The organism is candidate division TA06 bacterium (assembly GCA_016208585.1).
GTDB lineage: Bacteria > Edwardsbacteria > AC1 > AC1 > EtOH8 > UBA5202.
Map to the genome: position 1 here is coordinate 1 of JACQXR010000120.1, position 10,585 is coordinate 10,585.

Annotated in this window: 16 protein-coding genes; 10 read left to right on the plus strand and 6 right to left on the minus strand. The window is 51.0% G+C overall.

From position 1 onward, the window contains the following. Positions 1-298 precede the first annotated feature (298 nt). The 7 genes from HY768_09170 (at position 299) to HY768_09200 (ending at position 4,639) form a co-directional block, all read left to right on the plus strand. Positions 299-412, plus strand: a complete 114-nt coding sequence (locus HY768_09170) for a haloacid dehalogenase (GenBank protein ID MBI4727370.1) — start codon at positions 299-301, stop codon at positions 410-412. 8 nt (positions 413-420) lie between these two features. Continuing rightward, complete coding sequence (locus HY768_09175) at positions 421-1,149, plus strand: hypothetical protein (GenBank protein MBI4727371.1); 729 nt, start codon at positions 421-423, stop codon at positions 1,147-1,149. Between the two features lie 86 nt (positions 1,150-1,235). Further along, on the plus strand, positions 1,236-1,664 hold the full coding sequence (locus HY768_09180) for a hypothetical protein (GenBank protein MBI4727372.1): 429 nt from the start codon (positions 1,236-1,238) through the stop codon (positions 1,662-1,664). 30 nt (positions 1,665-1,694) lie between these two features. Further along, entirely contained in the window at positions 1,695-2,090 is a 396-nt protein-coding gene (locus HY768_09185; GenBank protein ID MBI4727373.1) for a YjbQ family protein, read from the plus strand. Positions 2,091-2,259: 169 nt separating this feature from the next. Continuing rightward, complete coding sequence (locus tag HY768_09190) at positions 2,260-2,793, plus strand: sigma-70 family RNA polymerase sigma factor (protein ID MBI4727374.1); 534 nt, start codon at positions 2,260-2,262, stop codon at positions 2,791-2,793. A 249-nt stretch (positions 2,794-3,042) separates the two neighbouring features. Next, the gene (locus HY768_09195; GenBank protein MBI4727375.1) at positions 3,043-3,957 is read left to right on the plus strand and encodes a zf-HC2 domain-containing protein; all 915 of its coding nucleotides are present in this window, start codon (positions 3,043-3,045) and stop codon (positions 3,955-3,957) included. Positions 3,958-4,000: 43 nt separating this feature from the next. Further along, a complete protein-coding gene (locus tag HY768_09200; protein MBI4727376.1) occupies positions 4,001-4,639 on the plus strand; it encodes a response regulator in 639 nt (212 codons plus the stop codon). Between the two features lie 123 nt (positions 4,640-4,762). Here the strand turns inward: HY768_09200 and HY768_09205 are convergent, their stop codons facing one another. From HY768_09205 to HY768_09225, 5 genes are all read right to left on the minus strand, one after another. Next, complete coding sequence (locus HY768_09205) at positions 4,763-5,347, minus strand: transposase (protein ID MBI4727377.1); 585 nt, start codon at positions 5,345-5,347, stop codon at positions 4,763-4,765. Positions 5,348-5,356: 9 nt separating this feature from the next. Further along, positions 5,357-5,578 carry a hypothetical protein gene (locus HY768_09210; protein ID MBI4727378.1) on the minus strand — a complete coding sequence of 74 codons (222 nt, stop codon included), beginning with the start codon at positions 5,576-5,578 and terminating at the stop codon, positions 5,357-5,359. A 105-nt stretch (positions 5,579-5,683) separates the two neighbouring features. Further along, the gene (locus HY768_09215; protein MBI4727379.1) at positions 5,684-6,586 is read right to left on the minus strand and encodes a radical SAM protein; all 903 of its coding nucleotides are present in this window, start codon (positions 6,584-6,586) and stop codon (positions 5,684-5,686) included. Positions 6,587-6,678: 92 nt separating this feature from the next. Then, a complete protein-coding gene (locus tag HY768_09220) occupies positions 6,679-7,011 on the minus strand; it encodes a transposase (GenBank protein MBI4727380.1) in 333 nt (110 codons plus the stop codon). A 526-nt stretch (positions 7,012-7,537) separates the two neighbouring features. Beyond that, positions 7,538-7,957 carry a YjbQ family protein gene (locus tag HY768_09225; GenBank protein ID MBI4727381.1) on the minus strand — a complete coding sequence of 140 codons (420 nt, stop codon included), beginning with the start codon at positions 7,955-7,957 and terminating at the stop codon, positions 7,538-7,540. Between the two features lie 164 nt (positions 7,958-8,121). On the opposite strand from HY768_09225, the gene HY768_09230 reads away from it, so the two are divergent. The 3 genes from HY768_09230 to HY768_09240 all read left to right on the plus strand — a co-directional run bounded on the left by HY768_09230 (position 8,122) and on the right by HY768_09240 (position 9,540). Beyond that, complete coding sequence (locus tag HY768_09230; protein MBI4727382.1) at positions 8,122-8,511, plus strand: Rrf2 family transcriptional regulator; 390 nt, start codon at positions 8,122-8,124, stop codon at positions 8,509-8,511. Between the two features lie 61 nt (positions 8,512-8,572). Further along, positions 8,573-9,307, plus strand: a complete 735-nt coding sequence (locus HY768_09235; GenBank protein ID MBI4727383.1) for a 4Fe-4S binding protein — start codon at positions 8,573-8,575, stop codon at positions 9,305-9,307. Positions 9,308-9,378: 71 nt separating this feature from the next. Further along, positions 9,379-9,540, plus strand: a complete 162-nt coding sequence (locus HY768_09240; GenBank protein MBI4727384.1) for a rubredoxin — start codon at positions 9,379-9,381, stop codon at positions 9,538-9,540. A 380-nt stretch (positions 9,541-9,920) separates the two neighbouring features. Here the strand turns inward: HY768_09240 and rpsU are convergent, their stop codons facing one another. After that, positions 9,921-10,091, minus strand: coding sequence for a 30S ribosomal protein S21 (rpsU, locus tag HY768_09245; GenBank protein MBI4727385.1), 171 nt, complete (start codon positions 10,089-10,091; stop codon positions 9,921-9,923). Positions 10,092-10,585 lie beyond the last annotated feature (494 nt).

Sequence of the window (10,585 nt, forward strand, 5' to 3'; positions counted from 1 at the left end):
GGGTATTCAATAGTATGGCTGCGGTGGAAGATACTCTGGTTGATTCCCTGGTTACTTTGGAAAACGATCACAAAAGCGTCAAAGGTTTAATCGGCTTTGATTGGATTATTGATAATATATCGAATGCATTTTAGTATAACCATTGACGGCCTAGCTGAGGTTCAGCAGAAAAGGTTCCATCTCTCGCAAATGTCCAAATGGTTTAAACATCTGATCGTATCCGAGGAGACCGGCAGTCAAAAGCCATGCCCGGAATTCTTTGAATTCGCCCTCCGAGCAATCCGACATTGTGGGAGGTATGAATTATGGGATAGACACCTGCTGGCTCAACCCCAAAGACGCGGTTGCGCCTGAAGGCATCAGCCCCACCTTCGTCATCAATAAACTGGAAGACCTGAAATCCATCTTATAGTCCGGCCAATGAGAATCGTAACCACATTCATAGTCATTCTAATAACCAGCCTTGGGTTGGTGCAAGCGGCAAGCCGGATCGATGAAATCCCGATTCCCGCCGGCTATACTGCGGTAGAGTATCCCGCCTCCGGTTACAGCCATTGGGTCACCCGCTGTCCGCTAAAAAGCAATTTGGATATTTTGGATCATAGCGGCCGTAAGGTTCCCCCGGGAGCATACAGTGTCTACGCGGTTTTAGACCTGCCGCCGTTGTTCTCCGGAGACCTGGAGCAGTGCGCCGATTACGCCATGCGGCTGTGGGCCGAGTATCACAAAGACCGGAATATTTTAGACAAGCTCTACCTGTTCGATTACAACGGAAGGCGCCAGTATTACAAGGCCTCCCACTTGAGCGATCGGAATTTTTTACATCGGGCCTTTGCCAACAGCAGCTCCTATTTCCTGAAACAGGGCTGCGCCGCCGTTGACGCTGCCGCCCTCGTTCCCGGCGACATGGTGGTTCAGAATGAACGGGGCGGAGTGGGCCACGTTTCGGTGGTGCTGAATGTCTGCCTGAATTCTTCGGGACAAAAGCTTTATTTGCTGGGCTTCAGCTATATGCCGGCCCAGGAGTTCCATGTCGAGCGGGCCTTGGAGGGCTATGGAACGGAGGGCTGGTTCACCTTGGAGGAATATTTCAGGTATCTTCAGGATTACATGGATCTGGGAACGCCGGTGCTGCGGAGATTTAAATGAGATTATCCGCCCACTAAAACTTGTCCTGAGCAAACCTGTGGTGAGCAAAGCCGAACCAGCCGAAGGGAACACGAAAAGCCAAAATTATGAATCAGCCTAATCCCCAGGTCAACAAAATCGTCCTCTGGGCCATAGCCGCAGAACCGCTGCTTTTGGCCGGGATCGCTTATTGCCTGAACCTCCAGGGCGTTCTGGGCCAGCCCGTCACCCGGGGTCCGGAAGAGGTCATCACCGTGGTCTTTGCCGTCGTTTCGCTGCTGCTGGCCGGCCTTTTCCTAAAGTTCGCCTCACTGGTCGCCAGCCCCAAGCCTTTGCCGGGGCAATTGCCCGAGCCGGCCGTCCCGGCTCTGGTAAAGCCGAGGCAGATCATAGCCGTGGCCCTGGCCGCCAGCCCCGGGATCTTTGGTTTTATCATTTTCATTTTGCTGCGCAATGAACTTTACCTGTTACTCTTCAACGGCGGAGCCTTGGCGTTAGGCGCTTGGCACATTATGAACTTTGAAAATGCCCGTTAAATAGGGCTGGAGCAACAGATACTGGATAAACTGCATAAAATAAGCCTTTCCACCGTCTCCCGCTCCCAGTTTGTGGACATCACCGCCCGGCTGCAGGAGATCATAGCCCGGGAAAAAGTAATGGATGGACGGGCCCTGGTTTGGGTTCCTCACACCACCGCCGGTCTGACCGTTAACGAGAATGCAGATCCCGACGTGGTCCGCGACATCCTGGCTTCTTTGGACCAAAGATTCCCCTGGGACGGCGGCTACGCCCACTCCGAAGGCAACTCGGCCGCCCATATCAAGTCCAGCTTGATGGGCTGCGAGAAGACTTTGATCATCAAAAACGGCCAGCTGGCCCTGGGAACCTGGCAGGGACTGTATTTTTGCGAATTCGACGGGCCAAGGAAGCGGGAGGTCTGGGTAAAGCTGGTAAATGGGTGATCAATCAATGACCCTGCGGCAGAGACCACAGGGAATTGCAAGTTAAAAAACCGGGGCTTAAATCTTTAAGTGCTGGTATGTATTTATTGGAATATAATTGGTGCCTTGGTGTCTTTGCGGTTAGTAAGTCCCCAGGGAATAAACCAAGCCCTTTGAAAGTATATAATATTTGGAACAGCAAACCGATCAAGCGCTTATAGAACAAACCATGGCCGGCGACAACCTGGCCTTTAACCTGTTGGTAACCCGTTACCAGAAGGCGGTTTACTCTGCAGCCATCCGGATTCTGCGCGACCACGACCTGGCCGACGAAGCCGCCCAGGAAACCTTCGTCAAAGCCTATTTTGCCTTAAAACAGTACAACGGCAGCTACAAGTTTTACACCTGGCTGCTGCGGATCTGCCTTAATTTGTGTTACGACCAGCTGAAAAAACAGAAACGCCAGGCTCCTTTGGATGAGGCGCTGGAGTATCAGGGTCCGGATCCGGCCGAAATATTCGCTGATGATGACGCCTGCCAAAGGATCAGGAAAGAAATAGACAAACTGCCGCTGGACCAGCGGCTGGTGGTGCAGCTGGGGGTGGACAAGGACCTTTCGTATTCTGAGATCGGGCAGGCCTTGAAGATCCCCATCGGAACCGTGATGTCGCGGTTGTCCCGGGCCCGCCAGGTGCTGGGAAAAAGCTTGAAAGAGATACTGTGAGCCATCAGTCACTGCGAGAACGGCCTCCTGCAAAGCAATTGAGGCAGTCCAACAGATTTCAGTCAGATTGCTTCGTAAGTCCGGTGGAACAGTAAACTCGCAATGACTGAAGGACAAGCCTCTCTCCTACCAAGCCGTCACTGCGAGAAAGCCCGGCACCATCCAAACGGAACAGTCCGATAAAATCCGGTCAGATTGCTTCGCAAGCCCGACGGGACAGCAATCTCGCAATGACGAAAGAAGAAACAAATGAAAAAAAACGACCAACATAAATTCACTCCGGAGCAGATCGGAGCCTACTACGACGGCCAGTTGACGGAGCCCGAGCGCCGGGACATCGAACAGCACATAGAGCGATGCCCCCTGTGCCGGGAGCTATTGACCGACCTAAACCTGATGGACAAAGCCATTGGGAAGGCCGAACATATCTCCGCGCCCGATGGTTATTTTGACACCTTCGGCTCGGCGGTGGCTAACCGCATCGCCCGACAAAAACTGGAGCCTCAAAAGCAGGCCAAAAGATTCAACTGGGGCTGGATCACCACCGCCGCCGCGCTGGCCAGTCTGGCCATAGTGCTGATCACTGGCGATCTGACCAAATCCCGCCTTTACCGCTCTTTTACGGAAAAACAAAAAACTGTCCCATCGGAAGCTCCGGTGAGATCTGAGGCCCCCATTGAGGCTGAGACAAAAGATCAAGCCCCGGCCCAAAGGTCAAAAAGCAGGGAAGCCTCGCCGGAATTAATTTTGGCCGAAGTCCCCGCCGAAAAAGAAGCGCGGGATGAGGCCCCAACCAAGCCGGCCAGGAAAATGGAAGCTGCACCGGAGTTGAATTTGTCTGAAGTCTCCCTTAAGCAAGAAGCTCCTGCGGCGACCCCGGCCAAGCGAGCCGGTAAGACGGCCCTTCCCCGCAGTCTCCAGGCAGTTGGATCTGCCGGGATATCGGACAAAAAAGACAAGGCCGCAAAATCTGCCGCAGTCCAGTCCCCGGTTAAATTGGCTTCAGCCCCTGCTCCGGCCTCGGTTTCTCTGGCACCTTCGCAGGCAAGCCCATCCTCGGTGGAGAGCGTCACGGTGATTGAGATCTGCCTGCCCGGCGACGATAAGGACTGCCCCGAACCCCAGGTAAAATCGGCCATCCAAATAAACCTGGACGGAATTTAAAAAGGTCTTGACATCAATACGAAGTTTAGCTTATACTAATCGCATGCCGGGATACAAAATATTAGTGGCCGATGACGAGGTCAATATCGTCAAAATAATGGAGTTCGAGCTTAAGAAGAACGGTTACGAGGTCTTCACCGCCAACGACGGCGCCGAAGCCTTTGAACTGGCTAAGCAGAACACTCCGGACCTGATTCTCTCGGACATCATGATGCCCAAGATGGACGGGTACGAGCTATGCCAGAAGGTCAAGGAGATACCTGGGATGCGGGGCACTCCGTTCATCTTCCTGACCGCCAAGACCGGCCAAGAGAACCGCATCCAGGGCTATTTGCTGGGCGCCTCCAAGTATATCACCAAGCCCTGCAGCCGCCAGGAACTGATCAAGGCCATAGACATGCGGCTGAAACTGGCCGAACAGGCCAAGAAGCTTTTCGCCCAGAAGGCCAAGAAATTCACCGGGGACCTGTCCATCATCTCGGTCTTCAGCCTGCTGGACATGTTCTTCATCGGCAACTGGAGCGGCTACGTGGAGATGGGCTCCGGCGACGGCCACCGCGGCCTGCTGGAGATAAACGACTCCCGGATCAGCGCCTGGAACCTGGACGGAGCCAGTGATGAGGCTGCGCTGGGAAATTTGCTTTCGTGGACCCAGGGAAAGTTTGCCGCCGAGCATGTTTAAAAACCCCACAAATGCTATCACCTTAATATTTTAGGAGAAATTTTTTTATCGATTAGTAACCTTTAGATTTCTTTGTAACTTGGTATTCTTTTTACAATTGTCCTACAGGCGGAGGCACTAGCTTCAGCGGAGGCACTCCACCACTATTTGCCCGTTATATCCGGCGTGGGTTCCCTGCCGGCCTTTCACCTTGACGCATTCGCGGTCGGTGGAATTGACCGATTCAGCCCCGGTAGTTTCTAATTCGTTCAGAACCCGTTGGATCTTGGCTCTCAGCTTTTCCTTGTCGGCCAGTTCTTCAGCCATTTGTACCGGCGACGGGCTGTCTTGCTCCCGACTGTCAACGGTTTCACTTTCCCGCAGGATTTCCTCTATCCGGGCATCGATCCGGACCAGATATTTGGCGCACTTTTCTTTCGTCCAAGTGTTATTGATGGACGCATTGCCCCTGATTTTACTGCCGTCGACAAACAGGGTGTTGCCGTCAATCAGTTTCAGCTTGATGCAGAGACGGGCGCACTGCTTCAATACATTCTTCAGCGCTAGCCGGTTCTCTTTGCGAAAGCACGCAATGGTCTTGTGATCCGGGGTCAGCCCGCCCATCAGCCAGATAAACGAAACATTATGGTATAACGCCCGTTCCAGCTTGCGCGAACTGCGGTGCCCGTACGAATACCCGCTTTCGCTTCGCAAGAGCAGCGTTTTCAAGTGCCGAAGCTACAGCGCAGGCACTCCGTATACCAACAATTTCAGCATCGCCCGCGGGTCATAGGCCGGGTTCCCGATGCTTGCTTCGTCCCACTCAATCCCAAGTTCTTTTAGATTCAGCGCATCAACAAACGCATCGTATATCCGCACCGGGTCGGTTGTAGTTACATAGTCCTCGATGCACTGGGGAAACATCGTAAATTGATTGCGTTCTCCATACCGATATGCCATTGTCTGCTCCTTTTTCTATTACAGCTAATTATAGCATATTCGGCGTTTGCTGGCAGCATTTTTCTTCCCTAATTATGATACAGTCTGAAGGCGGGGGGCTTCTTGCTATACAGCCATGCCGTCGACAAAACTCCTCACCGCTTGGCCGCAGTTGCTGCCGATCTTATTCTCTTCCAACTCGCCCACCGACCGGATCACCAAAAACCCCTGCCGGTCCAAGGCCCCGGCCGTTTCTTCCATCTTTCTGTTTATCTCGTCTATATTTTCATTCAAGTCCAGATTGTTCCTGCTACCGGTGGCGGTCGGGTTGGTGGGCGTCAGCTTGACCGCAAAAAACTTTGGGTCGAATATTCTGTGCAGAACCGCCCCATCCAGCGGCCACTGGGGTTGCAGGGCAAAGTTCAAAACCACCTTCCGCTGGCCAAAGCGGTAAAACTTTTGGCCATAGCCGGCCAGTTCAGCCAATGGCATCTTGGGATAAGGCATGATGGCATCGCGCAAAGCCTCGTCGGTGGAATTGACCGAGAACTGCAGCTGAAAATCCCGGAACAGGTCCCGCACTATCAGCAGCTCGCTGAACCAGCGGCTGGAATCCTCTGGCCCGATGGTGGCGATGCAGGGAATGACTCCGGGATAAAGGCCGGATAAATCCTTCAGCGCGGTCATCACCTGGGGGTTCAGGGCCGGCTCGCCCATCCGGGCAAACTGAACTTTGAACTTGGCGCAATCGTTGGGATCTAGGCCGTTATCGGCGATCACTGTTTGGACTTGCGACAACATCTCGGCTGAACTCAAATTGCCACGGTAACTGCCCCCGGCATCGCACATCAGACAATTCACCGGGCAGCCAAGTTGGGTTGAGACAATGATCACCCACTTCCTCAGCCTGTCGCCGAGGGTGGGAGAACAGGCATCCACGAATTCCACCAGGTTATTCGGGTCGTTCCGCAGGCTGGCCACGTAGACCCGGGCCAGTTCAGGTTTGCCGGTCACTTTAACAATGTTCATTTGCTCCGATAGTTCTTATGTTTTGACCTCACCGCTTCGAAAGGCATATATTATGCATTACTCAGTGCAGTTTCCTTATCCCTCTCCTAATACTAAAATGCATTCGATATATTATCAATAATCCAATCAAAGCCGATTAAACCTTTGACGCTTTTGTGATCGTTTTCCAAAGTAACCAGGGAATCAACCAGAGTATCTTCCACCGCAGCCAGACTATTGAATACCCGGTTAGGAAACCATTTTTCTCGAATTTCATCCCAGAGATGTTCGGTTGGATTCAATTCGGGACTATCTGGCGGTAAAATGGAAAGTCGGATATTAACAGGAACGGACAGGTGGTGTGCTTGATGCCAACTGGCGCCGTCGAGGAACATGATGATATACTCTGTCGGATGCCGCTGGGATATTTCTTTCAGAAAGGTTATTGTAACATATTGACATAAGTTAAACCTTCAAGCAAGTCTCTACAGCATTTTACAGGTTTTGAGCGTATCCCTTTTTGAAAAAGAGCCCATTTTACAGGCGTTTTCAGAGATCGACTTCCAATCCCCAGACCCCCCAGGTTTCTAACCAATTGGTACTCTTTGACTAATATTGGGACACTACTGGTTTTCGTTCCTTTCAGTAGTTCAAGCAGTTGTTCTTTTGATCCTTCTGGAAGTGACGTTGGTTTTCTCATGGTTATCCCCAAAGTAATAATTTCTTTCTTTAGAGATTATACCACATGTAATATGTAGATTGCAACTCAGTATCATCATTTCGTTTTTTTGATGCAATGGTGAAATATAACTATACCACGATTATCTTAATATATGTAAAATCAATTGTCAAGAAAATTTGAAACAAAAGATGGCCTCCGAGCGTATTCAAGTAAGACAAAGCAAAAAACCATCAAAAAAAGAAATAGAGGCAGGTTCGATGGACCTGCCTCTATTTCTTTTATCAAATAGATCATTCTCCGATTATCTTCACCAGCACTCGCTTTTTTCTCCTCCCGTCGAACTCGCCATAGAAGATCTGCTCCCAGTGCCCAAAATCCAGCTTCCCTTTGGTCACCGTCGCCACGATCTCCCGGCCCATGATCTGCTGCTTAAGATGGGCGTCGCCGTTGTCCTCGCCGGTCCGGTTGTGCAGGTACTGCGAGACCGGCTCGTGGGGTGCTATAGTCTCCAGCCATTTCTCGTAGTCCTGGTGCAGGCCGTCCTCGTCGTCGTTGATGAAGACCGAAGCAGTGACGTGCATGGCGTTCACCAGGTACAGGTCTTCCTGGATGCCGCCCTCCCTCAGGCACTCCTCCACCTGGGGCGTGATGTTCACGAATCCCCGGCGGGCGGGGAGGTTGAACCAGAGTTTCTGGCGGTAGGATTTTATGGCTGTTATCCTTATTATGGATGATCCGCAGTTTAAAGGCCTTACCGTTATAGGCAAAGCCCGATCGCAAATACAAGAACAAAAATAATTATATTTGCTATTGACAAAGTGAATGGTTTTAGGTATAATAAGACTAAATTAGTCTTATTATAAAGGAAACGGTAATGCTGCTGACCAAGCGCAATGAATACGCCCTGCAGGCCATGATCATCCTGGCCCGGCAGAAAGAGGGGCGGCTCCTGGCGGCCTCGGCTCTGGCCAAGAGGTTAAAGACCACCCCAGCCTTCCTGTCCAAGATAGCCCAGCAGCTTTCGGGAGCCGGACTGGTCAGGTCCCAAAAGGGCAAGAACGGAGGCCTTTCCCTGGGCCGGCCGGCACAAAAGGTACTGGTCAAACAGATCTTCTCGGCAGTGGACGGGACCCTTTCGGTCAGCGCTTGCATGAACGAGGGAAAATGTAAACACCATATCTGCCCCATATATCCCGTCCTGACCAGATTGCAGAAGGACCTGGACAACCGGCTGAATTCGGCCAAACTGTCAACCTTTGTGTGACCTTAATTGCCGGGCGATTCGTGAATCGCCCCTAACGGTTAACTGACAACAGGATCATTCCATGAAACGCCAAATAGTCCAGATAGACCAGGAGAAATGCAACGGCTGTGGGCAGTGCATTCCAAACTGCGTGGAGGGGGCATTGAAGATAGCGAACGGCAAGGCCCGGCTGGTCAGCGATAAATGCTGCAACGGGCTGGGGGCCTGCCTGGGACATTGCCCCCAGGACGCCATCAGGATCATAGAACGTGAGGCGGACGGGTATGACGAAAATGTAACGGCAAACCCGGCAAGGGCAATTCATCCCACTACGTTTAACGATGAAATGCTTCGTGGGACAAGTGAATTGTCCCGACAGTCTTACGCCTGCCCCGGATCACAGATACGGCAGCAAAAGCCAGCCCAGCAAACAGCAAACTCCGTAACTGTAAACTCTCAACTATCCCACTGGCCCATTCAGCTGCACCTGGTGCCGGTCAACGCCCCGTTCTTCAATGGAGCCGACCTGCTGATCACCGCATCCTGCGTGCCGTTCTCCTACGGCGGGTTCCATAATACCCTGCTGGCCGGAAGATCCCTGATCGTCGCCTGTCCCAAGCTGGACCGCACCGAGCCGTACCTGGAAAAGCTAACGGAGATATTCAGGCAGAACAGCATCAAGTCCGTCACCGTGGCCATCATGGAGGTGCCCTGCTGTCAGGGGCTGCTGCGGTTGGTGCGGCAAGCTTTGAAGGATTCCGGGAAATGGATGTCTATTACCGTAGAGACCATCACCGTAAAAGGCGAAAAGCTGTAAAAGGCTTTTCTATAAAGCTTATACGAACTGGATACCAGTTTTCACGGGTATGACAACAGAAAGGAACCGCCATGAAAAAGTACCGTTGCGTGGTCTGCGATTACATCTACGACCCGGCTTTGGGCGACCCCGACTCGGGCATTGCCCCGGGAGCACCGTTTGAGAAAATCCCGGATACCTGGGTCTGCCCGATCTGCCAGGTGGACAAATCGGACTTTGAACCAATAAACTGATTATGCCACGAAAGCTCAAAGATCACCCATTAAAAGGCACAAGTCAAGAGAAAAATAGTTCCCCCCAGGGTAAACGCTCAGTGCAGTTTATCCGACGTCGTTACTGAAGTTACCCCTAATTTTAATTAGCCTTATTGATAACTCAAAGAAACATAAGGGGATAACAGATTAAAAAAGTGGTAACAACCAAATTCTAAAAAATGATATATCCGAAATCGTGATTACATTATTTTATGGGCACTACAAATTTGTCCTTTCTCAGCCATTCCAAAAATAACACCTCATCAACAGTAAACGCACCATGGTTGTCTATTGGCTCCCTATGAGTGTTTTAAATTTGAGCTGTGCTTTTTCCATAAAAAAATATTTGTTTTTGTGACCTACATCCCGAATCTGGCCTTACGGCTGCGGGCCTTAGCCGATTTGACCTTTTTACGCACGCTGGGCTTGCTGAAGAACTCCCCCTTGCGCATATCGGCCAGCAAACCTTCCTTGATGCACTTGCGTTTGAAGATCCTTAAAGCCTTTTCAAAGGAATCGCTGTCGTGAATGGTAACCTTCGTATTAAATCACCTCCGATTTCTGAAATAAAAAACACCGCAACTATTTGTTCAAGCGGGTCTTTCAATATTAAGAACTTAAGTATATATCTTTTTTAATCTTTTGTCAAGAATTATTTTTTTGCCACTATTTTTTTGTCACAGCCTTTGATATTTTAAAACAAACTCATATGTAATCCATTGTAGTTGTGTGCTTTAACATAAAAGCCACCTTCGTTCGGCAAGCATCGCATGGTGCGGCTTGCTGGGAATCTCAGTCGCCCTACGGGTTCCTTCGATTCCCAGCGTTACCTCCGGTCTGTTGGTCATCATACCTTATATTTCCTCCCTGCTCTCTAGTGTCGTATCACACTTGATATGTCGTAATAAATGTGTTATACTTTCATCCAACTTAATTTGGAGGAATGTGATGCCATTGATACGATACAAGGTGACGTTGACCGAGCGGGAGAGAGTGATGCTTAAGGATATTGCCACCCACGGAA